Genomic DNA, 23,097 nt, shown 5'->3' on the forward strand with positions numbered 1-23,097 from the left:
TCATTAGCTACTCAAAAAGCGGGCGGCCGAATACTTTAACTCGTAGTCTAGTTCTTTCACTGGGAACCAGGTAGAAACGCTCAGACCATATTTCCGAGCATATACGAGTAATGATATGTACGATTATTACTTTGCTAATATAACAAATAAACGATAGATAATCAATGGAAAAAGTGAACATTAAAAAATAAATATAATTTAATGTTCGTGTTTAAGGGGGTCTAATTCGATAATAACGTTGATTTCCACTCCAGGCACTCGCTTTCCGCGGGCGGTCGTGGAGCCTCCTCGGCTTGCGCCTGCGGGGTCTCCCTTGGACACGTTTCTCCCGCAGGAGTCTCGAACACCCGCTCCAATCAACTGGAACGTTTTTAAAATAAAAAAATATAGTCAAACTGACTATTCATCTAGTTTGACTATAGTCTGGAGAGGGGGGGGAATGGCCTCATCCCGAACCATATAGGGATGAGGCCAAAAAGCTTCTAATTCTTTATTAAAATAGTTAACCTTTTAAAGGTACTTTCCCTATGAAAGTATTCATTTGAATATCATAATGATTTTCAATATCCCTCCCAAGCCTGTTTGTAAGTTGGGTGAGCTTTTGTACTATATAGCTTAATTCAAAAACATTGTATAATTTATTCACTTCCCAAATGGATGCTAGTCTTGCGCTATTTCCAAAGGGAAGTAAAGAAATTATTGCTTCATCTTCATCAAATTCCAAAGAATAATATTTGAATTCTTGTACGTCCCTACCTTTTTTGTTTGTTTGTACCCATTTTAGTAAATAGAGATAAAATTCTAACAATGCAATATCCGCTTGGAAATATATATCATTATTTATTTTAATTGTAAGAATCCCCTCAACCCTTAATGCAACGGCAGGAGAATGCCTTAAATCAAAGGGAATAGAGTCTTTATCAGTTGTAAACTCATATTCAAATTTTACGCTATTGGATAACTTGTCCATATTTTACCATCATATCCTATCACAATTTTTATTATTACATGGAAACTAAGGTTATGCTTACCATGCTATATTAAAACCATTAAAAATAATAGAGATTTATAGTTAAGAATACCTAGATGGTGTAAATTAATATTTAGGACTAAATGCAAAAACTCCTACGGGAAAATCCATAGGAGTATGAGGTTTGGTTTTCCGATTATCGGAAAAATGAAACATTGGTTATAAAAAGTTCTTAAAAAGCGGCGGTGTGCAAAGTGCTATCAGCGCTTATCATCATCAACCAAAGTTATCACGACATTTCCCTTTTTATGTCCTAGTTCAACGTATCTATGAGCCTCGGGTATCTGTTCCAGCGGGTAGCGTTTATCAATGACCGATTTTATCTTTTCAGTTTCGAATAGCTCCTTGAGAAATAGTAAATCTTCCGTGAGTACCTTTGCTATTCCTTGTCCTTCAACGGACACGTATCGCCCGTTCGGGGTTAGTGCTTTTTTGCATGTGGCTTTTGAGCTTTTCCCGACTGCATCAAAGATGATGTCATACCGCTCTTGTCTTTCCGTGAAATCCTCTTCTGTGTAATCAATCACTTTATCGGCTCCCAATGATCTCACCAAATCAAAATTAGCGGCACTGCATACTCCGGTAACTTCTGTTCCAAAGTATTTGGCAAGCTGTACCGCGGAAGTCCCTACAGAACCGGATGCACCGTATATGAGGACTTTTTGTCCGTCCTGGATATTGGCTTTTCTAAAAAAATGCAGAGCTGTCGTTCCCCCAAAAGAAACGGCGGCGGCTTCCTCATAGGTCACATTGACGGGCTTTATTGCGATTGCTCCGTCTTCAGGTAAGCATGTGTATTCGGCATGAGCCCCAAAATTCATTCCAGTCATGGCAAAAATCTGGTCGCCTTTTTTGAATTTTTTCACATTGCTCCCTGTTTCCTCTATCCCCCCGGCTAGCTCCACTCCGAGTATCGGTTTTCGCGGTTTTCTAAGCCCCAGAAAGATCCGCATCGGCAGCCATAATAAGAAGGGGCTCTTGAAGCTTCGGACTCTTATGTCCCCTGAAGCCACTGTTGCCGCATGAACCTTCACCAGAACTTCGTTTTCCTTGGGAGTTGGTTTTGCTACATCTTTGAGTTCCAGTACATCGGGTGATCCGTATTTTGTGCATACCATTGCTTTCATCGCAAGTCTCCTTAGTTTTTGATTCAGTCTTTTAATACTATGATTTATGCTGAACTATAAAACTACATGTAAACGAAACTGAAGAAACTTTTGTATGAAGCTTAAAAGCATTAGGTATTTGTCCGGCATCGGTCAGGTGCTGTAACGCTGAGCGGTCGAAACCTTATGATTTTATAACAAGGGACATTCTATAAGACAAAGGAGATAAAAGTATGGCCATTAACGAAAGACCGAGAAGTATAGTTTTAGATTTAGCAGTTACTTTAGATGGATTTATTGAAGGGCCGAAAGGAGAAGTTTGACTGGTGCATTATGGACTCTATTTCTTAAATGATATGGATACTATTTTTTATGGGGACAATATACTCCGTAAAATAAGGTATCTAATACTGAAAAAGAAATTTGGAAATTAGTTCATGGCAAAGAAAAATTCATGTTTTCCAAAACAAAAAAAGCATTGATGATAAAGTAACAATCATAAATGATAATATTGTTGAAGAAGTAAATAAATTAAAGAAAAAGCCTGGTAAAGACATCTGGCTTTATGGCGGGGCAAGTCTTATTACATCTTTTATAAGATTGGGGCTGGTTGATGAATTTAGGTTATCTGCACCCTGTTATTTTAGGGGAAGGAAAACCTTTGTTTGTTGACATAAAGGAGAGATTGAACCTAACACTGGTTGATACAAAAAGCTTTTACCCTGGCGTTGTTCAACTTTGCTATCATCTTAATGAAGGATAATTGACTTTATGAAAAATTCATAATTAGATAAAAAAAGTAACTCCACTTTTAAAAAAATGGAGTTTTTGTATTTGCTGTTAATGGAAGGGGATTTATAATCAATCTTTATTCTAAAGCTACATTTTGGACCAATTTGCCTTGCTGGTCACATCGAGCTGTAACCTTTTCTGTTATAAAGAATTTCCCTTTTTTGAATACAACCTAATAGAAAGACGGTTTTTCAAAATCGGTTTCTGGTTCGCTGACTCCTAAACTTTCGCAAATATATTTCGTGTTATCAGCAAGTAAATCCATAATCAAACGAGATACAGCCTGACGTGTAACTTGTGCACCTATAAATGGTTCACCTTTTTCTGTCAGTTCATATTCTTCATTACCTTCTTGGTCGTAAAGCCAAGTTAAACGTAGTAGTGTGTAATCAAGGTCTGAATCTTCGACTACCTTGGCTGCAGATTTGTATAAGGGTGCACTGGATCCAACCATTGCATCATTCCAGCGGCCAAATGCACCAGTGACTTCATCATAAATACCTAAAACTGTTGCACCAATGAGACGTTTTACGCCAGCTTCATCCATTGCGGAAACAATAGATTGTGTTGCTTGAGCGTCACGCATATCATTTAAATAAACAATATCTATTTCAGACATTGCTTCGACAAGTTTAGATTTATCATGAAAGTCACCATCGATTATTTTTACTCGTTCACTAGATACTTTTAAACGAGAATTTGCCTGTCTCGCATATAAAGTGATTTCTGTATCTGATTCATTGAGCAAGCGTTCAGTTAACATACGAGAAACTTGACCAGCTGCACCTAAAATCAAAACTTTCATTTATCCTTCACTCCGTTTCGCATATAGTTGAAGCATCGAAAATGATTTTTCGTGTGCAACTATCATTCATCAAATTCACGAAGCCCTTTTTCAGCTGGAACAACATGACTTTCATAGTTATCAATCTTATAATTCAATCGATCGAGTGCACTTTGCATTAAATCAATACGTTTTTGCATCTCGTCACGTTCGTCACATAAAATTCCCACACGAGCTGGGATATTAGCATCGTCACCATTTTTGAACAACTCAATGTACTCGATTAGAGCTTCAATGGATACCCCTGCTTCACGCATATGACGGGAAAACTCGATCCAACGGATGTCCTCATCGTCTAAATCACGTACACCGTTCTTATCTCTTTTTACTGGTGGTATTAAGCCGATACGTTCTTAATAACGAATCGTATCAGCAGACACACCAGTTTTTTCACTTACAACTTTGATGTTCATGTAAAATCCACCTTCTTATGTTTTTTATATTAAGGTAATTGGATAGTTGGACGAATAATAATTTCATTCATTGCAGTATCTTCAGGAGTATCTATTACAAAGGCTACTGTTTCAGCAATACGTTCAGCTGGAATGGCCACTGCACTGTAAAGTGAATCGATACCGCCTTTAAGGTCTGTATCTGTAATTGTGTTTGGCAATTCCGTTGCTACGGCACCTGGTGAAAGAATTGTCACACGGATATTGCTTCCTGCCTGAGCTTCTTCCTGACGAAGTGCTTCAGAAATCGCACGTACTGCGTATTTAGTACCACTGTATACACCGCCACCTGGGTGAGTCTGGTGACCGGCAACAGAAGAAACATTAATGAAGTGACCAGATTTTTGTTCACGCATAATTGGAAGACCAGCTGCGATTCCGTAAAGGACACCTTTAATATTTACGTCGACCATTCGTTCCCATTCGTCCACATGAAGTTTATCGAATGTTGAATGGGGCATAAGACCAGCGTTGTTTAACCAAACGTCGATTCGTCCAAAAGTATCTACCGCGAGTTTTGCGAGAGCTTCAACGTCACTGCGTTTTGTTACGTCAGTGCTGGCGTAAATTACTTCGCCGCCTTCAGCTTTGATTTTGTCTGCCAATTTTTGAAGACGTTCTTCACGACGAGCACCGAGAACAACTTTGTCTCCGCGTTTTGTTAATAATTTTGCAGTTGCTTTGCCAATACCTGATGATGCTCCTGTAATAACGATTACTTTGTTAGGTTCTATCATTTTATTTTCCTCCAATTCTTAACGTTCTGCTTTCATTGAACCAAGTGCTTTTACCATCACTGGATCTCTGTGTGAGAAGAAGCTGCTTTTATTTGTATCAAGTGTGGCAATTGTTTTTATATCGTTTTCGCTTAATTCAAAATCGCAAATATCGTAATTTTGAGCGATACGTTCTTCATGAACGGATTTAGCAAGAGCTGAAATTCCGCGCTGGATTAGCCATCGAAGGACAACTTGAGCGACTGATTTGTTATATTTTTTACCAATTTCAATTAACACTTCATTTGTGAAGAGACCGTTTTTTCCTTCTGCAAACGGAGCCCAAGCTTGTACAGCTACATTGTATTCTTGGTGAACTTTTAAAGCTTCTTCTTGCTGTAAGAAAGGATTCACTTCAATTTGGTTCACTTGTGGAGTTATTTCATTATGAAGAATTAAATCAACCAAACGATCAGTATGGAAGTTACTTACACCGATTGCACGAATTTTCCCTTCTTTATAAAGTTCTTCAAGTGCACGCCATGAGCCATAAATGTCTCCATATGGTTGGTGGATTAAGTACAAATCAAGGTAATCAAGCTGCATGAGTTCAAGCGTTTTCCCAAATGCTGTTTTTGTCGCTTCATAGCCTGTGTCATTCACCCAAAGTTTTGAAGTGACAAATAATTCTTCACGAGGTACACTACTTTTCTTGATTGCATTACCCACAGCTGATTCGTTCATGTAAATTGCAGCTGTATCAATCAAGTGATAACCAGCTTTAATTGCTGTAAGAACACTTTCTTCTGCCTGTTGAAGATCAGGGATTTGGAATACCCCAAAACCGTTAAGTGGCATTTTCACGCCATTATTTAATGTCACATATTCCATATTTTTTACCTTCTTTCTTTTAAGTGAAGTTCAGTATAAACCTTGGAGTTCACTCCAAGGCAAGGAGACATATTCAATTTTTTATTTCTTTCTTAATAACTGGAAGTATCAGTGCAACTACAAGAATAATTGCAAAAAACAGCATGACACTACCGCCTTTTAATGCGACATTTACTTGAGTTACTAATCCGCTACTGGCTGCTATACTTGAAATTGCTACTAAAATTGCAAGACCAAGTGATCCGCCAACTTGGTGTGCTACGTTTACGACACCGCTTGCAGCTCCAGCATCACTAGCTTCAGTATGAGCAATACCAGCAGCAGTTAAAGGACTAAGTGATAATCCTTGCCCGAAACCAATGAAAATCATTGGAAGTGCAACGCTAGCAATATAACTACTATTACCAGAAACAAAACTTAACCAGAACATGCCGATCGTTGTAATTATTAGACCGCATAGTAGAACACGACCATTGTTAAAGCTTCGAGTAAAAAGCGGCACAAGCATAGCTGAAATAAAATTAGCGACTGTCATTGGAAAGAATCCTATACCGGCTTGTAATGGTGAAAATCCATAGATAGATTGTAAAAATTGAGTTATAAAGAACCAAAATGCCATCATGGCACCCAAGAATAGCATGCGTGCTAAGTACGCACCATTGCGTTCACCACTCTTAAATAGACGGAGTGGCATGATTGGTTGATCTGCACGTTTTTGCGTGTATACAAAAGTAATAAGTAAAATTCCTCCCACGGCAATAGAAATGAGAGCAATCATTAATTGAATCTCTAAGGTTACAATTCCATAAACAAGTCCCACAATCCCCAATAAAGAAGTAGCTGTCCCTGCTATATCGAATTTTCCTGCAATAGTAGCAGATTCCTTGATATGCTTTTTCGTTAGAATGTACATGACGATACTAATTGGTACATTAATGAAAAATGCGTAACGCCAAGATAACCAACTGGCAAAAATACCGCCAAGAACTAAACCGGCACTTGCCCCGATACCAGCAACTGCACCATAATAAGAAACAGCCTTCGTACGTTCTTCACCTTCCTCAAAGTTATCCATCAATAATGCAAGCGTGGATGGAGCAAGAAGTGCCGCACCAGCACCTTGAAGTGCACGTGCAATAACTAACCAAACGGCATTCAGCGCTGTACCAACTAATAGTGACCCCAAACCAAAGATAATTAATCCAAGTATAAACATTCTTCTACGCCCGAAAATATCTCCGGCACGTCCACCAAGCAGTAACAAACCACCAAAAATTAATGTATAAGTGTTTTGAACCCAAGTTAGATTGCTTTGAGATAAGTGAAGTGATTCTTGAATTTTAGGTAAAGCAGTAATTACTACAGATATATCTAAAACAATAACGAAATAACTAATAAGAATAATACCTAAAATAATGGATTTGTTTTTCGCCTTCTTTACCATTTTTCTTTCCTCCGTTTCAATTACATGTATCACTTTAAACCTTGGAGTTCACTTCAAGACAAGAGAAAAGTTTAAAAAAGGTGAAAGAAATTCTTAAATAAAAAACGAAGATAATTAAGATTGCCATTGTAGAGATGGATCGCATTTGACACTTAGCCACCCAATAAATATCCTTGTTAAAAGTATTATTTTTCACTAGACATTTTTCCTTATTTACCTATACTGTCCTGTTACTATAAGTACATTCCTTCACAACAATGATTAAAATCATGAATTCACGAGTAAAACCCAAAAACTCATGAGTTAAAGCTTAGAATTCACGAGTAAATCCCCAAAACTCACGAGTAAAAGCTTGAAATTCACGAGTAAAACTCCAAAACTCACGAGTAAAAGCCTAGAATTCACGATATCGACGAAAATACAGGTTTATCTCCGAATATAGAGATATATCGACGAAAACTGCAGGTTTATCTCCGAAAATGGAGATATATCAACGAAAATTGCAGGTATATCTCCGAAAATGGAGATATACGAGTAAATCCCCAAAACTCACGAGTAAAACCCTAAATAAGGCTAGTAAGGTATCCATACTTGATGTATGGGTACCTTTTTTTACACATATTGCAATTTATAAAATATAAAATGTAATATATATGTTGCAAAAAGTTAAATAAATCATATAATAAGGGTAAGCGATGGAATTATTGGAGGTCGATCAGAGATGAATCTATTCAAACGAACGAAAAAGATCACGGATGAGCGGGTTGAGAATGTTAGAAATAAAATTTATAAAGAAATGTATTACGTCATTTTGGCCATTTGCCTGGTGAGTGGACTTTTCAAACTATATAAATATGGTGCAGGCAGCGGGGAGTTATATCTGGAATTCGCGATCCTTGTTGCAGGAGGGCTGTATTACTTAGCTCGTTCCATTTTCTTAGGTGTATTCTGGGATGAGGTGGAGATGCATGACCGCACAAGCAAAACACCGATGAGCAGGAAGACGATTCTTGGGACGGTTGCTTTAGCACTCATCATCGCTATATTCATGGGGGTGAATAGTGCTGTATCCTTCCCAGGGCGTATGGTATTTTGTATTGGTATCGTTTGTATCCGTCATGATCTATTTGCCGATTTTACTTCTGTTTTTTGGTGGTATATACTTGCTGGCGAAGAAAATCGGAATGAAGAATAGCTAAGATAATAAGAAATAGTAGGTGCTTTCCCTTGAAAAATATAAAACTGAAGCTTGCGAGAGTAGAAAAGGACTTGTCACAAGAAGAACTGGCCAAGATTGTCGGCGTATCCAGGCAAACGATAGGATTGATTGAATCCGGAAAGTATAATCCCTCATTAAGTTTATGTGTCGGAATTTGTAAAGCATTATCCCGCACATTGGATGATTTATTTTGGGAGGAAGACTGATTAGGGTATCCATTGATTTGGATATCTTTTTTTTAGGAATTTATCATCAAAAAATGGGGGAAGGTATAGCATGTAAGCAAAAATCTAACATTCGAGAGGGATGGTTTGATGGATCGTACGATTGGCTACTTACGTGAGATATTGTCTAACTATACGGACCAATATCCTGAAGCGCAGGAAATTTATAATAAAATCAAAAGCGGACATTTTCATTCTGAAGAAGAACTCGTCAATAAACTATCCGGTAAAGAAGCCAGTCTCCTTAACCATATTCTTCCTCAGGAAATTAAACATGCGAAGGAAGCTAGTGATACGGAACGGGTCACGCAATTATCAGAGGTATATGAACTGATTATTATATGATAAAACCTTGTCCATGATGATCATGGACAAGGTTTTATTGGTTTTATTCCATTTCACTAAGTGAATCCATATGACTGGCTATCATGGCGATGATCGTGCTTGCTTCTTCTTTGCTGAAAATGAAATTCGTTTCATCCTTTATCAGGTCATCATCAGCTGTCCGAATCCGATTGATCCGTTTCAGTACACCATCACCTGTTTCCTGGACGATACCGAATTGATAGGTGACCTCGACCTCATTATCCTGGATATAGGCAGTCACTTCAGGCGTTTCCCAATCTACATCGATTTCGTATATTTCGGAATCGTTGCCGTCTGGATCATACAAATCATCATTATCATCATCCATATCATATTCGTAATCATCATCATCATCTTCCTCTTCCAAATAGTTATGGAAGCTCTCATGGACAGCATCGACGATATCTTCAATGTCCGAAAGGATGACCTTGCTGATCTGCCCTAAATCAGGCTCGAACGATTCCATATAAAATTCTTCATTGTACGGATCAAAAAACAGCGTGGCAAAATAATCCCGCTCATTGTCATCCTGCTCTGTATAAAACTCGATGCGTGGATGCTTAGACCCGCGCTCCACGATCAAACTGCCATTGCGGTCGTATTTTTCACAAATTGATTTAAGATGATCCTGCAATTCCCCGCTTACTCTGTCAAACCATTCTAATGACATCAACATCCACTTCCTTTCGTGATTATTATTTCCCAGAAAAGGCGAATTTGACGTGCCATTTAAAGCCAACTGCTATTTATCTTCGCATCAAAAAGGTCAGTTATAAAAATTAATTTAAAGGGAAAATTAGATGAAAAGCAAGAGCGATATCCAGGATTTATGAAACAAGCAACCAGGCAGGATAAGGCTCAGGACTTCTGCAGTAACATAGTTAAGAGGTTTTTATTTAGGAATGCAAAAGTTCAAAGGTAAAAGTTTGGAGAGGTTAGGAATTCTCTTCATCATTTTAGAAGGGAATTTTTATTAAGCTTCCGATACCTTTCAATAATAAAGTCAATAAAAAACCTGCTTGCTATTGGCAATACCCTTTTATCTTTGTATGCCAATGTAATTGTTCGGATAATAGAAGGGGAGATGGCTTTCGTTACAATATTATAGGGACATTTAGTTAAGAGCAGTTTCGGTAAAATCGAAATGCCAAGCTTTTGTTCAATCATCGACATAATCGCATAAGGATCATAGACCCGGTATTGTGTATCAGGTTCAAAATTGTACTGTTTAAAAATTATTAATGGTTCATGTATAACTCCCTCATCCAACAGGATATAAGGATCTTTTAGCAATTCCTCCAAGGAGACTTCTGTGGATGATGCTAAAGGGTGATCTACTGGCATTACAGCCACCATTTCATCTTCTTGCAAGGGAATCGTAGTTAAATCCGTAACATTTGAATTCACAAAGCCAAAGTCTACGCTGCCTTCTTTAATCCAGTTTGAGATTTCCGAATAATTTCCTTGATGTAATTCAAAATGAACAGTCGGGTAAAGTTCCTTGAAATCCTTGATCAATCCCGGTATCCAATGACATGTAACACTGGAAAAGGTGCCAATTCGAATAAGACCGCTTTGCAGTCCCTCCATCTCTTTATGCTTTTCAGTCAGTTCCCTATGTGAATTACAAATCTTCCGGATATATGGCAAAAATTCCTCGCCATCTGGTGTCAGAGTAATACCCTTTCGAGAACGTAAAATAAGAGTGGTGGAAAGCTCTTCCTCTAATGAATGCACCATTTGGCTAATGGCGGACTGCGTATAGCCAAGTTCTTCAGCAGCTTTTGTAAAACTGCCTGTTTCTATAGTTTTGATAAATGCATAATAAGAATTCAATCTGACTAACCCCTTTGTATTAGTAATTCTAATAGACCTATTATAAAAATTGGTTTTACTAATGTAAATGGAAGAAATAAAATATAGTTGGGAACAGAACAACAGTAAATTAAAAATATCAAGGAACCTAAAATTAGATCAGGAGTTGAAGTAGAAAAATAATGAATATAAACGTTAAATACAGAAATATTATTTATGCATTTTTAATGGCATTTAGTATGTCCTTTTTTATTTCATTCATATTAGTCTCAATAAATAGGGGTTATGATCATCTATTCCTAGCTACTTGGTTAAAAACTTGGTCACAGGCTTTTATCTGTGCTTTCTTTGGAGCTTACTTTTTCCCGAGAGTAATACAACAAATAATGAGAAGAATTGATTTTGTAGAAAAACCGTTAATAATTGAGAAAGATTTTTTAGTGAGAGAAGAAGACAAATAATAATTGCCAGTAGATAATAAAAATGTGGTTTTAAAGGATTTCCTTAAAAACAGTAAAGAATATGGATTTTAAAAAATACTGATATAGAGCTGCCCAAATGATGGGGAGCTTTTTATGCGTTTCCCGAAAAAGTTTCAAGACCATGCTACTTTCATCCTGTAAAAGTTTATATAGAGTGTGAAAGGGGGTGAGTGGTATGGCAAATCAAATTCCAGTATCAAGTACGTTGCGGATCGATTTTGAGACGGGGTTAAATGAAAAAGGCGCCCTCGTTTTCAAGCGGAGGACATTTTCAAACATCAAGGTCGAGGCGACGGCGGACCAGTTGTTTTCGACAGCAGTTGCAATCGCAAGTGTACAGGATTATCCAATGGGTGAAGTGACCCGGGTGGATACGTATTCTTTGATTGGCTAATCGGTTTTCGAAAGATGTCGGAAGAGGGGGAGGTGATTTGAAATGGCTAAAGTATTGGAATTGATTTTCGTTACAGCGGAAGGAAAGTCAGCGACGATTTCCGTTGATAATCCGAAGGATCCGGTCGGAGTAAACACGGTTAAACAGGCAATGGAAAAAATCATTGCGGGGAATGTGTTCGTTACATCCTCCGGGAATTTCGTCGATTTGAAGGCGGCGCGCCTTGTCGAGCGGAATGTGGAGGAAGTGGAACTTATTTAACGAACGGGAGGTTACACACTTGAAGTGAGGTGAATAAAAAGTGGATCAAATTCTGCCATTTGTCAGTGATATTGGGTTCCCAATCATTGTTACCCTCTATTTGCTTCATAGAATTGAAACGAAATTGGATACTTTGAATGAAACCCTTGTAGAGCTGCCAAATCGCTTGAGAGAAGGGATTCCGAAGTAGGTTAGGAAGCATCATGAGTGATATCATTCATGATGCTTTTCCTTTTGAAATTTTAATAGATTCTAGTTTTATATCAAAACTATCGGGTATACATAAAACTGTAGCTAGTTCTTAAAAAATCCAAATAATAAGGAGGAGTTTTAATGACTAACAACAATGAAAAAATGAGCAGGGAAGAAGCTGGCCGCAAAGGCGGGGAAGCGACAGCAAAAAATCATGATAAGGAATTTTTCCAAGAGATTGGTCAAAAAGGCGGAGAGGCCACTTCCGAAAATCATGATAAGGACTTCTATCAGGAAATTGGCAAAAAAGGCGGAGAGGCTAGAGCCAATCAACGTGATGGTTCCGATGATTGAAAAATGAGCAGGGAAAAGCAGGACTTAATGGCGAGGGAAAAAGTCGCCGCTAAAAAAACGATCTGAAGTTTTTAGCTTAATCTAGTTTTATAGCTGTTCAAGCGAGTACATGTCACATGTAGCTAGTACATGAAAAATCCAAATAATAAGGAGGAATTTTTAATGGCTAACAACAATGAGAAAATGAGTCGTGAAGAAGCAGGACGTAAAGGTGGAGAAACAACAGCAAAAAATCATGATAAGGAATTCTATCAAGAGATTGGCCAAAAAGGCGGAGAAGCAACATCCGAAAATCATGATAAGGAATTCTATCAGGAGATTGGCCAAAAGGGCGGAGAAGCGACATCCGAAAATCATGATAAGGAATTCTATCAAGAGATTGGCCAAAAGGGCGGAGAAGCGACATCCGAAAATCATGATAAGGACTTCTATCAGGAGATTGGTAAAAAAGGCGGAGAAGCGACATCCGACAGTCATGGCAAGGAATTCTATCAGGAAATCGGCGAAAAAGGCGGAGAGGCACGGGCCAATCAACGTGATGATTCCGATGATGGAAAAATGAGCCGTGAAGAAGCAGGACGCAAAGGCGGGGAAAAAAGCCGCCGTTAAAATATAATCCAGTGAAACTTATAAATGACCGAGGGAGTAACCATTCCCTCGGTTTTGTTATGCCCAGCACAGCACATTGCAAAGTGTGCTTGGAGATTAAAGTGGGTAAAGAATAACACCTAGAAAAGGAAGAGGTGATGAAGAAGTTGATTGCTCATTATTCATTTCCCCGTTTAAAAGTAGGCGGAGTTACATTCACTGCACGGCATTCATTGCTTGCTCTTGGTCTTGCGGGATTCGCTTATCTGGTCTCCAATAAGAGGAAGCATCAAGCGGTATTCAAAACGGCTTCATTGATGTGCAAGATCGAACGGAAAGAAGATTCCATAAAACTTATTTGGCCGGATGAAGGCGGTTTCTATCGGGTATTCAGGGGGAAAAAGCTGATTTACAGCGGCTCGGAGCCAAAGATTGCAGATCGGGGTCTGACTCCAGGAACCATCTATACGTACACGATAGATAGTTTGAATGAAAAAGAACAGGCAGTAAACAGGATGAAAATACAGACATCAACGACCGCCGAGAATAAAAAAGAAGATAATATCCTTTTGGATTTGGTATTCACCACGATTGTCGCAAAAGGCCAAGCCACCCTGGAATGGGAGCCCATCAAAGGAATAAAAGAGTATACGATTTACCGAAACGGCGTGGATATTGGGAAAGTGGGTGGATGTTCCTTCAGTGATCGAAGTATTAGTGAAGATCAGGAATACACATATACCATTAAAGCAAAGCGGCCCCTTCCGCGTTCGGAGCAGGAGTCCTATGCCGTGAAATCCCTTCTAGCGAGTATTGTCGGAGCCGTAAAAAAAGGTTCCTCCCAAGCAAAGGCAGCGATCGAGGAAATAACGAATACGAAAAAGATTGGGCCTGTAAAAAAGCTTTTACAGCCAGTTGAAAACGATGTGGACGGTAAAAAGAAAAGAAATTGGCAGCTGCGCTATACCACCTTTTTACCGGAAGAGTGGCTGAAAAACCCCAATCTTGCATCGAAGGTTCCCATTTTTAAAGGTGACAATCGCGGGTTTGATCCTGAATCACCCCGTTTCCGGACTAGAGTCGATGTGTATATTCACGAAAAGGAACGAAAGGCCGAGATTGAATTTTCCAAAGCGGTCGGGAAAAGTGAAGCCTACAATCATGATGGCGATTTCCTTGAGGAAGGAGTGGCCTCGGATGAAGACATTGTAGTGAAGCGCGTATTATCCAATCATGAAAAAACGACAATTCAGATGACACACTCTGTAGGCAACCCAATCATCATTTCTCCTGCCGTGGATTATAAAGTGATTGGGACCTTTTACCGAAATGGCGAAATCAATATAGCAGGCTATCATGATCAGGCACCGCATCACGAAGTCTACCTCAAGGAGGCAGATGACCCAGACTGGGAACCCCTGCACCTGGCGGAAAACAAGGGGCTCGAAATGATGGCGCATCCTACGGCCAATCATTTATGGAGATACTCCACATTTACACAATGAAAAGGACGAAAAGCCGTGAGTGCTGATCGTCCTTTTTTTTGTTGATACTAGAAAGTTGACCATTTCCAATCCAACAAATACATTTTCTTTATAAAAATCGCTTTCGAACACTTGGCGACGGCAGCATACAGCTTTCTTCTTTCTTTCCGAACCATTTGTAACGGTTTCTGGCAATGAAATCATAAACGAAGTTCCGGATGAAGCTTGGAACGATGATGAAGCCGTAAAGCAGTTTCCATGCCCCTTGTAAGCGACGGCAAATCCTCAAGGCTGCAGACGATTTATAGTAGGCCTTATCCCTTTCAATCAGGACCATGCTATCTATATCTGCTGGAACATCATACTTCTTCAGCAACTCTTGTCCCGCCTCACTTTGAAGCGAAGCGTAATGAAAAAGCCCCTGTGGATCCCGCTTTATAATGAACTGGACACTCGAATCGCAAAAGTTGCATTCACCATCAAATAATATGATTGGATTCATGAACATTCCTCCTATAGAGAGACGTTATCATACTCATGCTTATATAATACACTACCCGTTCTGCTAAGGCGAAAACGTCTGGAACTGCTTGGGATTTGATTTTGAAAGTGATTGTCCGTTCCGGCAAGTCATTAACGGGTGCGATAGCGCGTCTCGATTGGCGGGTGGAGTTTTTTGTTTAAGTCTCTGTTATCAAACTGTTATTTTCCATTAACTATACTGTAAACAAGCTATGATATGGTAGATACTCCAATGAAGTTCCGTAAATAAACAGCCGGCAATCCTATATTAGGGGAAAGCCGGCTTTTTCATTCAAACCATAATTGAGGATCAGAAGATATAACTAGCAGTTTCTTTATAGGGGGTAAGATTTCATGAAGCGTGATCCGTATTTTGATAATGCGAAAGCTGTTTTAATCGTACTAGTTGTTTTGGGACACACATTAGCAAGAATGGTGGAAGAAAACGAATGGATTTTAACAATTTATTTGTTTATTTTTTCATTCCATATGCCAGCTTTTATTTTAGTATCCGGCTATTTTTCAAGAAAGATAAAAAGTAAAAAGGACCTCTGGGGGCTAATTAAGAAAATATTAATTCCCTATGTAATATTCCAGATGATTTATACCTTCTATTATCAGAAGGTATTTGATGAACCAATTGAATTCACAATTTTGACTCCAAGATGGGCTTTATGGTTCTTAATAAGCTTATTCTGCTGGAATATATTATTGTTTATATTTTCCTCGAGGAAATATGGAATTGTTCTTTCAATAATTGTCTCGCTAATAATCGGTTACTTTGGTGAAGTGAATGAATGGTTAAGTTTGTCGAGAACGTTCTTTTTCTTTCCTTTCTTTTTAATTGGTCATTTTTTAGAAAAAAATCATTTTGAATGGGTTAAAAAGAAAAGTAATGCCCTAATAGGCTGGGCTGTACTAGGGTTGATCTTTATCGGTATTTATTTCTATGGGGAAATGACTTGGAGGGAATGGTTTTATGGCCGTTTAGGTTATAAGGAATTAATGGAAGGCCCCATTGCCCTCGGTTTTATATATAAGTTTCTCGTTTATTTAATTATGGGAGCAGCAACTTATTGTTTTTTATGTATTGTTCCTAAAAAACATACTTTTTTTACTGAAATAGGATCAATTACATTAGGTATTTATCTTTTTCATATGTTTTTTCTGGAATATGTTTATAACTCATTTATATATGATTGGATCAAAGAAAGTGGCCAGTACTATGTTTTATTAGTCATACCTGTAACCATTATATTTATATTATCAAGAAAACCGATAGTAAAAGTGGAATGTGTGTTAATAGGAATGAAAATGAAAACATAACAGAATTTTAATACCTATAAAGTGACCAGCCCTCAGTTTGAAGGGTTGAGACAGTAGACAAACTCGATGAAAATCAAGTTTGTCTACTGTTTTTATGAGGGTTTGTAAAAACTGGAACGTCGATTTCCACTTCAGGCACTCGCTTTCCGCGGGCGGTCGGGGAGCCTCCTCGGCGCTTTTGCGCCTGTGGGGTCTCCCCTTGACGCGCTTTTCCCGCAGGAGTCTCGCACCTTTCGTTCCAATCAACTCTGTTTTGAAATTTAGATAAAGCCCCTTTTGTTTACAGTTTTTATGAGGGTTTATTAAACCTGGAACGTCGATTTCCACTCCAGGTACTCGCTTTCCGCGGGCGGTCGGGAACGGTCTCATCTCGAACTATGATTTTAATACAAGACTAGATTATCCTTCATGTTTTTTTACTGTAATCCTTATTGGATTGAAGAAATTTGCGACACTCCTGCCGAATTACTGGCTAGCCGAGACACCGCAGCCGCTTGCTTTGATGCGGCTTGGCAGACAGTCGGCGGAAAGGGAGCGGATTTCTGAAATCATCTGGAACGTTTTTTAAATAAAAAAACTGCAGTCAAGCTGGCTTTTCTTAGATTTTATCTACAGACAGAATCCCTTCAGTTTGAAGGGATTTTTTCATGAAAAGAAATTGCCAGATATTTAGTGATCTACAAAAAAATCTATTTAATGGAGATTAAACGGAGGCTCCACTAAAAGGGTTACAACCCTTATAAAGTTATTTCAGGAAAGAAAATGAAGTCCATTCCCCGAAATGTTTCCAAAATTATTAAGGGGTAATTACTTTTGTATTTCACTTTCAATAAATCAACTCTAAACATTCAGATTTATTTTATTATGACTATATAGGATTTTACTATCATCAAAGGAGCGGCATATGAAAAAGTTTTTCTTCATCTTCATTTTGGCTTTAATCCCCTTCGCCTCTACGACTGTAAGTGCAGAATCTGACTTACCTCTCAATAGTGAAGCCGGTATCATTATTGATGCGAAAAGTGGAAAAGTATTATACGAAAAAAACATGAATAAAAGTATGTATCCAGCCAGTCTAACGAAAGTTGCCACGGCTATATATGCTATAGAACACGGGGATATGAACGAACTAGTGACTGTAAGCAAGAAAGCAGCGAAGGCAGACGGGTCTTCGGTATTTATTGAACCTGGGGAGGAAATAGAGCTTTCCAAATTAATTGCAGGAATGCTAATCAACTCCGGAAATGATGCAGCCATGGCAATTGCCGAGCATATGTCTGGCAGTGAAAAACTGTTTATGGAAGATTTGAATGAGTTTTTAAGAAAAGAAGTAAACGTCACCGATACTCATTTTACGAACCCCCATGGATTGTTTGACAAAGACCATTTAACTACAGCCAGTGACCTTGCGAAAATTACCCAATATGCAATGAAAAATGAAACTTTTCGTGAGTATTTTGGGAAGAAGGCTTTACCATGGGAAGTGGAAACATGGGACACGACTCTAATTACCCATCATAAAATGTTAAAAGGAGAACTCCCCTATAAGGGAATAACCGGCGGGAAAACCGGTTTCGTCAGTCAATCCGGCTACACCCTGATTTCCACTGCCACCAGAGGTGATCAGGAATTGATTGCTGTCACTCTAAAAGCTCCTTCAGACAAGATTGCCTACGCTGATACCAAGCTTTTATTCAACTATGGCTTTGATAACTTTATATCAGGTAAAATTGATAAAAAAAGCAAACTTTATTCAGCGGACTACTCTCATTCCTACACGCTGAACGAAGACTTATACTATACTCATTCAAGCAGTGATCAACCTAGTCTAAAAACGGGTAATGATGGAATTCTCTCAATCATGAACCAAGAGGGGGAAGCAATAGAATCCTTTGACCTTAAAACGGTCGCTGATGTTAGGAACACAGTATTGCCAGCCCCGATTAAAAAAGAAACAACCAATGATAAGCTAATTAAATTATCTGTCCCATCCCTAGGATTGGGAGGGTTTTAGAACTCGTTACTATACATACCCCAGTTTATAAATAATAAAAACAATAAAAGAGTGCCCTTATCATTTATTACTGATAGGTGTATTCTTTTATTTTTATTGATGATTCGAGCACAGGAATATTCTTATCTACTGCAAAACGATCTTGTTTTTAGATAGGACAACTTTATTATGTCAAATAAGATCATATTCCTGAATTCGGATATTTCCCTAAAATAATCAACCGAATTGGAAATGGAGTATATGACCATAATAGTATTAAAAAAACTATTAGGGATGATTTCATGATGTATATCTATAATGATTATGGGGGTACACATACCACGTCTATGGCTGCCGCATATCATTTAAAACAATTACCTCAATCGGAAAGAAAACTAACAAAGGAAGAAATATTAAATGTAAAATATTTCAATAAATTAACGAAAAAAGAGTTTGGAAAGCTGATTTTTCGCGGGACCGATGAAGATGGCAACTCAGTTTATACAATTGGACATAAAAGAGAAAAGCTTGTGGTTCCAGCATTAAAAGAATTGACATTACTACTAGAAGAGAAATTTCATTTTAACGAAAAAATAGTATTCTCCAATACATCACCAACGGTACCTATTGCTATGTCTATAGGGGGTTACCTATCAAGAGCATTAAAAATTGATTTTATAGGTGTACCATTATTAGTTATAGGTGCAAAACAATGCTGTGATAATATTTTTCGGTTGGTTGAAAATACGAAACAAATAGGAAAAGCAGCGAATGGGGAAAAAGTGATTATATTAGAGAATGAAATATATAAGTAATATTAATTATTGTAAAAGATTGCTTAGCCCATCGAAATTCGTTTTTGAAAGTGCAGTTTGTAACTTTATTTAGGAATTAAAGTCAACGATTGATGTTGGCTTTTTTTTAGCTTCTGGGAGAATATACGCTATATAGACGTGGTGCTTGTTCAATGAACTTAATCGAACAATAAACCACCACCCGAAAGTGGAGGTCTATTATTGAATCGAGGAAATTACTGCTCCTTTAAGCTGGTTACAGAAACACTTTGTTTTTTATTTGGATCATCAAGGGGATGGATTGTAGCTGTTCCATTTTGTTCATCGACGTGCTCGATATAGATGCTTTCCTCATTATAGGTTACATTAACCATATTTGGTGAAGAAGCAATTTCTTCTGCTCGTTGTGCTTTCATTTTAGCCACCTCCTTTGATTTTGCAATATGTATAATATTTGTTTCGGGTTACTTAGTTATACTTGTTGTATTAAAATTCTTCCAAGAATTCCTTAAACCTTACTTAAAATCGAGTTATATTTAAGGCAGCTTTTAACATTTCGGCAGGTTAGTTCAGAAGATTAAAATCAGTGATTTGGTATAATTACAGAAAATTAAAAAAGGTCAGGGAGATGTAAAATGAATATTAAGGGGTTTTCGATTTCCACTAATAAAAAGCATTTAGATGTGGATTTAATACATAATTTTTTGAATCAGGAAGCTTACTGGTCAAAGGGAATACCCAAGGAAACAGTAATAAAGTCAATTGAAAATACGACCTTATGTTTTGGGGTTTATAAAGGTGAAATAGGAAATGAAGATATTGAACAAGTTGGATTTGCAAGGGTAATAACCGATTTAGCAACCCATGCGTACCTTTGCGATGTGTTTATATTACCTGACTATCGTAAATTAGGATTATCAAAATGGTTAATGGAGGTTATCACCAATCATTCCGAACTAGAAGGGGTTCGCAGGTTTATGTTAGCTACCAATGATGCACATTCATTATATAAAAAATACGGTTTTAACCAGATTGATAATCCAGAGCTATTTATGCAAAAAGTCCGTAAATCCCCATCTTAACAATAAGAGTATTTACATTAACAGGTGCGAAAGTTCTCTAAGGGGCAGTGACGAATTGCTCTTTTCTTATAGAGCAAAAGGGGCATTAGCTGAAGTGGGAATTCTGACTTATATGCAGGAATACAGTAAATTTACGAAAAGATATGAGGAATTAAAATGGAAAAAATTAATTTGATCAAGCAAAATCATAATGTAGTTCCAAATTATAAAGTAAATGATAAGGAAGTTTCTTTTGAAATATACATTAGTCCCAAACAAGAGGTCTGCATTATTGGGAAATTAGATAATAACTATATATGCTGGTGTTCTATAACTCCTATTTCTGACTATGAAAATAATTCTGCTATTTTTCAATATGTATCGAATCTCCAAACCAAAACGATATCAAATGATTATAAAGCTTTAGGAGATCGGTATAAAGAAGTGAAAAATTGGCATAGAATGCAGATTAGTAAGAGACCTTATCAAGATCAGTATCTTTATTATTCTCCAGTAAATTCTTCTTTCTTTACGGAAGGTAAATTTTTCGGAAGAGAAATCTATACATTTTATAAACAAGAGAGAGCCAAATGTGATTACAGGTTAATTGACGATGCTTATATAACTATTTTAAAAAGATATAAAAGCATTTTAAATAAAGAAAATCAAGAATATAGTTATTATCATGAAATGAACCCACTAATTAAGATAATAAAAGATGAAAGTTACATAAAACTATGTCCAATATCAGAAATCAGACAATTATATTTAGAATGCCTAGAAAAATGTGATGATATATATAACCGATATATGACAGAGGTTCGTTAAAAAATATTTTGCGGATTGGTTTTGAGGGTAGTCCTATATAAAAATTAGAAATAATAAAATGACTTACAGAGTGTTAGTTTTCATTACTTTTGTAAAAGGAAGTAATTGCATTTTCATTGAAAGTCTATAAGAAATCGTGAAGGTTTGTAATTAAACTAACGGAAAAGTTTATATCCTGCATAATCGTGCACAGAATGTCGGATGATTAGTTTCAACTCCTGCTATTCTGTTGATATAAGGGAGGTCATTGAATGGATTTGCTCAAAAATATGAATGGTGCCATTAAATTCATTGAAGAAAATCTTACGAACGAAATTGACTTTAAAGAGGTTGCAAGGATAGCTTATTGCTCGGAATATCATTTTAAAAGGATGTTTTCCTTCCTTGCAGGTATTTCACTATCCGAGTATATCCGCCGAAGACGGCTTACACTTGCAGCGTTTGAGCTTAAAGATAACAACATGAAGGTCATTGATATAGCGATAAAGTACGGGTACAGCTCACCGGACTCTTTTGCGAGAGCGTTTCAACATCTGCATGGCATCACACCATCTGAAGCGAGAAGTAATGGCCATTCACTTAAAGCCTATCCACCGATGTCCTTCCAATTATCCATTAAAGGAGGCAGTGAAATGAACTATCGAATTGAAGAAAAAGAGGCGTTTCACATAATTGGAATTAAAAAAAGAGTTCCAATCATTTTTAACGGGGTTAATCCAGAGATTGCATCGATGTGGAAAAGTTTAGACGAGAAAACGATAAATGAACTTAAACACCTATCGAATGTCGAGCCATTAGGACTGCTTAGTGCATCTGCGAACTTTTCCGAAGGCAGGTTGGAGGAAAAAGGGGAGCTTGATCATTATATCGGCGCAGCAACAACGAGGGAATGTCCAGAAAACTTAACACAGCTGAAAGTGGATGCATCTACTTGGGCGGTATTCGAAGCAGTCGGACCCTTTCCTGAAACACTGCAAAATGTATGGGGCAGGATTTATTCCGAATGGTTTCCATCCTCTAACTATGAACAAAGAGAAGGGCCGGAAATCCTTTGGAACGAAAATAAAGATATAACCTCACCAACATTTAGAAGTGAAATATGGATCCCCGTTATGAAAAAGTAAATATGGGCAAAAGATTTATTCGAAGAGCTGTCTTAAGGCAGCTTTTTTCTCGTGAAAAAAAGGAAGGATAATGAGGGAGAGCTAGGTAATATTTGCTTTAACGAGCTATAATGATGGATAGAAAGTGCTTATATAAGGAGATTGAAAAATGCCTGTTATTGAGTATCAACAATTTATTAAAGCACCAGTTGAATTATGTTTTGACCTAGCGAGGAGCGTGGATATCCATACTAAAACGACAGCGAAAACAAAGGAAATTGCTGTTGATGGTGTGACAGAAGGGCTTTTAGAAAAGGGAGATACTGTTACTTGGGAAGCCATTCACTTTGGTATTAAACAAAGGCTGAAAGCCAAAGTGACATTAATGGAAAAACCATATAAGTTTGTGGATATTATGATGAAGGGTGCCTTCCATTCATTCATACACACACATCAGTTTATAGAAGAACAGGGCGGAACTATAATGATGGATAAATTTCAATATAAGTCACCGTTCGGTCCGATTGGAGTTTTAGCTGATAAGGTGTTTTTAGAGAAGTATATGAGAGCATTTATCGTTTCTCGTGCAAAGGCACTGAAAAAGATTGCCGAGAATATGAACTAGGTTAGTGGCAGGTCAGTTCATAAAGAAAGCAGGTAGAAGCAAGAAATGTTGAATTTGACCAAACTATCACACTTAATAATTATGACATTTGTGAAATTGAACTACATGAGAAAACACTACTGGTAAGTAGTTATAGAACTAATGGGTGCTTTAGCTGAAGTTCGTAGCTGTCTTTATCACCGGCACCCTGA

General features: G+C 37.6%; 26 protein-coding genes, 4 pseudogenes and 1 riboswitch. Of the genes and pseudogenes, 18 read left to right on the forward strand and 12 right to left on the reverse strand.

From position 1 onward, the window contains the following. Nucleotides 1-23: 23 nt before the first annotated feature. Nucleotides 24-127, reverse strand: a riboswitch (purine riboswitch). 375 nt (nucleotides 128-502) lie between these two features. Both ACQKMF_RS01470 and ACQKMF_RS01475 read right to left on the reverse strand, forming a co-directional pair. Next, nucleotides 503-970 (reverse strand): hypothetical protein, encoded by a 468-nt coding sequence (locus ACQKMF_RS01470; protein ID WP_268937692.1) that lies wholly within the window; start codon nucleotides 968-970, stop codon nucleotides 503-505. Between the two features lie 260 nt (nucleotides 971-1,230). After that, nucleotides 1,231-2,157, reverse strand: coding sequence for an NAD(P)-dependent alcohol dehydrogenase (locus ACQKMF_RS01475; protein ID WP_427571503.1), 927 nt, complete (start codon nucleotides 2,155-2,157; stop codon nucleotides 1,231-1,233). Between the two features lie 212 nt (nucleotides 2,158-2,369). Here ACQKMF_RS01475 and ACQKMF_RS01480 point away from each other — a divergent pair. Then, nucleotides 2,370-2,899 (forward strand): annotated as a pseudogene (locus tag ACQKMF_RS01480) (dihydrofolate reductase family protein). A gap of 201 nt (nucleotides 2,900-3,100) precedes the next feature. On the opposite strand, the gene ACQKMF_RS01485 reads toward ACQKMF_RS01480, so the two are convergent. From ACQKMF_RS01485 to ACQKMF_RS01510, 6 genes and pseudogenes are all read right to left on the reverse strand, one after another. Beyond that, nucleotides 3,101-3,733 carry an NAD(P)H-binding protein gene (locus ACQKMF_RS01485; RefSeq protein WP_427571505.1) on the reverse strand — a complete coding sequence of 211 codons (633 nt, stop codon included), beginning with the start codon at nucleotides 3,731-3,733 and terminating at the stop codon, nucleotides 3,101-3,103. Between the two features lie 62 nt (nucleotides 3,734-3,795). Further along, a complete protein-coding gene (locus ACQKMF_RS01490; protein ID WP_427571507.1) occupies nucleotides 3,796-4,029 on the reverse strand; it encodes a hypothetical protein in 234 nt (77 codons plus the stop codon). 15 nt (nucleotides 4,030-4,044) lie between these two features. After that, nucleotides 4,045-4,119: pseudogene (locus ACQKMF_RS01495) on the reverse strand (MerR family transcriptional regulator); the annotation flags it as partial. Nucleotides 4,120-4,214: 95 nt separating this feature from the next. After that, complete coding sequence (locus ACQKMF_RS01500; RefSeq protein WP_427571509.1) at nucleotides 4,215-4,961, reverse strand: SDR family oxidoreductase; 747 nt, start codon at nucleotides 4,959-4,961, stop codon at nucleotides 4,215-4,217. Between the two features lie 18 nt (nucleotides 4,962-4,979). After that, nucleotides 4,980-5,831, reverse strand: coding sequence for an aldo/keto reductase (locus ACQKMF_RS01505; RefSeq protein WP_427571511.1), 852 nt, complete (start codon nucleotides 5,829-5,831; stop codon nucleotides 4,980-4,982). Nucleotides 5,832-5,904: 73 nt separating this feature from the next. Further along, nucleotides 5,905-7,275, reverse strand: coding sequence for an MFS transporter (locus ACQKMF_RS01510; protein WP_427571513.1), 1,371 nt, complete (start codon nucleotides 7,273-7,275; stop codon nucleotides 5,905-5,907). Nucleotides 7,276-8,071: 796 nt separating this feature from the next. Between ACQKMF_RS01510 and ACQKMF_RS01515 the strand changes: the two are divergent. From ACQKMF_RS01515 to ACQKMF_RS01525, 3 genes and pseudogenes are all read left to right on the forward strand, one after another. Continuing rightward, a pseudogene (locus ACQKMF_RS01515) lies at nucleotides 8,072-8,474 on the forward strand (DUF6773 family protein). Between the two features lie 28 nt (nucleotides 8,475-8,502). Next, on the forward strand, nucleotides 8,503-8,700 hold the full coding sequence (locus ACQKMF_RS01520) for a helix-turn-helix transcriptional regulator (RefSeq protein ID WP_034309784.1): 198 nt from the start codon (nucleotides 8,503-8,505) through the stop codon (nucleotides 8,698-8,700). Nucleotides 8,701-8,808: 108 nt separating this feature from the next. Beyond that, entirely contained in the window at nucleotides 8,809-9,063 is a 255-nt protein-coding gene (locus tag ACQKMF_RS01525; RefSeq protein WP_101223217.1) for a sigma-G-dependent sporulation-specific acid-soluble spore protein CsgA, read from the forward strand. Nucleotides 9,064-9,106: 43 nt separating this feature from the next. On the opposite strand, the gene ACQKMF_RS01530 is transcribed toward ACQKMF_RS01525, so the two are convergent. Both ACQKMF_RS01530 and ACQKMF_RS01535 read right to left on the reverse strand, forming a co-directional pair. Next, nucleotides 9,107-9,754, reverse strand: a complete 648-nt coding sequence (locus ACQKMF_RS01530) for a hypothetical protein (protein WP_427571515.1) — start codon at nucleotides 9,752-9,754, stop codon at nucleotides 9,107-9,109. 281 nt (nucleotides 9,755-10,035) lie between these two features. Continuing rightward, nucleotides 10,036-10,920: a LysR family transcriptional regulator gene (locus ACQKMF_RS01535; protein ID WP_427571517.1), complete on the reverse strand. Its 885-nt coding sequence runs from the start codon at nucleotides 10,918-10,920 to the stop codon at nucleotides 10,036-10,038. 206 nt (nucleotides 10,921-11,126) lie between these two features. Between ACQKMF_RS01535 and ACQKMF_RS01540 the strand changes: the two genes are divergently transcribed. The 7 genes and pseudogenes from ACQKMF_RS01540 to ACQKMF_RS01570 all read left to right on the forward strand — a co-directional run bounded on the left by ACQKMF_RS01540 (nucleotide 11,127) and on the right by ACQKMF_RS01570 (nucleotide 14,675). Further along, nucleotides 11,127-11,360 carry a DUF2798 domain-containing protein gene (locus ACQKMF_RS01540; RefSeq protein ID WP_427572391.1) on the forward strand — a complete coding sequence of 78 codons (234 nt, stop codon included), beginning with the start codon at nucleotides 11,127-11,129 and terminating at the stop codon, nucleotides 11,358-11,360. Between the two features lie 196 nt (nucleotides 11,361-11,556). Then, on the forward strand, nucleotides 11,557-11,775 hold the full coding sequence (locus ACQKMF_RS01545; RefSeq protein WP_101223213.1) for a DUF1659 domain-containing protein: 219 nt from the start codon (nucleotides 11,557-11,559) through the stop codon (nucleotides 11,773-11,775). Nucleotides 11,776-11,817: 42 nt separating this feature from the next. Continuing rightward, on the forward strand, nucleotides 11,818-12,036 hold the full coding sequence (locus ACQKMF_RS01550; protein ID WP_230178192.1) for a DUF2922 domain-containing protein: 219 nt from the start codon (nucleotides 11,818-11,820) through the stop codon (nucleotides 12,034-12,036). 40 nt (nucleotides 12,037-12,076) lie between these two features. Further along, complete coding sequence (locus ACQKMF_RS01555; RefSeq protein ID WP_101223211.1) at nucleotides 12,077-12,226, forward strand: YvrJ family protein; 150 nt, start codon at nucleotides 12,077-12,079, stop codon at nucleotides 12,224-12,226. Nucleotides 12,227-12,369: 143 nt separating this feature from the next. Beyond that, nucleotides 12,370-12,567 (forward strand): annotated as a pseudogene (locus ACQKMF_RS01560) (KGG domain-containing protein); the annotation flags it as partial. Between the two features lie 177 nt (nucleotides 12,568-12,744). Continuing rightward, complete coding sequence (gene gsiB, locus ACQKMF_RS01565; protein ID WP_402939495.1) at nucleotides 12,745-13,191, forward strand: glucose starvation-inducible protein GsiB; 447 nt, start codon at nucleotides 12,745-12,747, stop codon at nucleotides 13,189-13,191. 137 nt (nucleotides 13,192-13,328) lie between these two features. Further along, nucleotides 13,329-14,675: a DUF3238 domain-containing protein gene (locus tag ACQKMF_RS01570; RefSeq protein WP_427571520.1), complete on the forward strand. Its 1,347-nt coding sequence runs from the start codon at nucleotides 13,329-13,331 to the stop codon at nucleotides 14,673-14,675. An 88-nt stretch (nucleotides 14,676-14,763) separates the two neighbouring features. On the opposite strand, the gene ACQKMF_RS01575 is transcribed toward ACQKMF_RS01570, so the two are convergent. Then, nucleotides 14,764-15,156, reverse strand: a complete 393-nt coding sequence (locus ACQKMF_RS01575; RefSeq protein ID WP_101223207.1) for a thiol-disulfide oxidoreductase DCC family protein — start codon at nucleotides 15,154-15,156, stop codon at nucleotides 14,764-14,766. 374 nt (nucleotides 15,157-15,530) lie between these two features. On the opposite strand from ACQKMF_RS01575, the gene ACQKMF_RS01580 reads away from it, so the two are divergent. The 3 genes from ACQKMF_RS01580 to ACQKMF_RS01590 all read left to right on the forward strand — a co-directional run bounded on the left by ACQKMF_RS01580 (nucleotide 15,531) and on the right by ACQKMF_RS01590 (nucleotide 19,310). After that, entirely contained in the window at nucleotides 15,531-16,502 is a 972-nt protein-coding gene (locus ACQKMF_RS01580) for an acyltransferase family protein (protein ID WP_427571522.1), read from the forward strand. A 904-nt stretch (nucleotides 16,503-17,406) separates the two neighbouring features. After that, the gene (locus tag ACQKMF_RS01585; protein ID WP_427571524.1) at nucleotides 17,407-18,516 is read left to right on the forward strand and encodes a D-alanyl-D-alanine carboxypeptidase family protein; all 1,110 of its coding nucleotides are present in this window, start codon (nucleotides 17,407-17,409) and stop codon (nucleotides 18,514-18,516) included. Between the two features lie 281 nt (nucleotides 18,517-18,797). Continuing rightward, a complete protein-coding gene (locus ACQKMF_RS01590; RefSeq protein ID WP_101223204.1) occupies nucleotides 18,798-19,310 on the forward strand; it encodes a DUF3189 family protein in 513 nt (170 codons plus the stop codon). A 215-nt stretch (nucleotides 19,311-19,525) separates the two neighbouring features. On the opposite strand, the gene ACQKMF_RS01595 is transcribed toward ACQKMF_RS01590, so the two are convergent. Continuing rightward, on the reverse strand, nucleotides 19,526-19,705 hold the full coding sequence (locus tag ACQKMF_RS01595; RefSeq protein WP_101223203.1) for a small acid-soluble spore protein H: 180 nt from the start codon (nucleotides 19,703-19,705) through the stop codon (nucleotides 19,526-19,528). Nucleotides 19,706-19,924: 219 nt separating this feature from the next. Here ACQKMF_RS01595 and ACQKMF_RS01600 point away from each other — a divergent pair, with 219 nt between their 5' ends. The 4 genes from ACQKMF_RS01600 to ACQKMF_RS01615 all read left to right on the forward strand — a co-directional run bounded on the left by ACQKMF_RS01600 (nucleotide 19,925) and on the right by ACQKMF_RS01615 (nucleotide 22,906). Continuing rightward, nucleotides 19,925-20,371, forward strand: a complete 447-nt coding sequence (locus ACQKMF_RS01600) for a GNAT family N-acetyltransferase (protein WP_101223202.1) — start codon at nucleotides 19,925-19,927, stop codon at nucleotides 20,369-20,371. Between the two features lie 156 nt (nucleotides 20,372-20,527). Continuing rightward, nucleotides 20,528-21,178, forward strand: a complete 651-nt coding sequence (locus ACQKMF_RS01605) for a hypothetical protein (protein ID WP_427571527.1) — start codon at nucleotides 20,528-20,530, stop codon at nucleotides 21,176-21,178. Between the two features lie 251 nt (nucleotides 21,179-21,429). After that, nucleotides 21,430-22,302: an AraC family transcriptional regulator gene (locus ACQKMF_RS01610; protein ID WP_427571529.1), complete on the forward strand. Its 873-nt coding sequence runs from the start codon at nucleotides 21,430-21,432 to the stop codon at nucleotides 22,300-22,302. Between the two features lie 148 nt (nucleotides 22,303-22,450). Next, the gene (locus tag ACQKMF_RS01615) at nucleotides 22,451-22,906 is read left to right on the forward strand and encodes an SRPBCC family protein (RefSeq protein WP_427571531.1); all 456 of its coding nucleotides are present in this window, start codon (nucleotides 22,451-22,453) and stop codon (nucleotides 22,904-22,906) included. Nucleotides 22,907-23,097: the final 191 nt, after the last annotated feature.

The sequence above is a fragment of the Peribacillus sp. NPDC101480 genome (assembly GCF_050277335.1).
Classification (GTDB): Bacteria; Bacillota; Bacilli; order Bacillales; family DSM-1321; genus Peribacillus.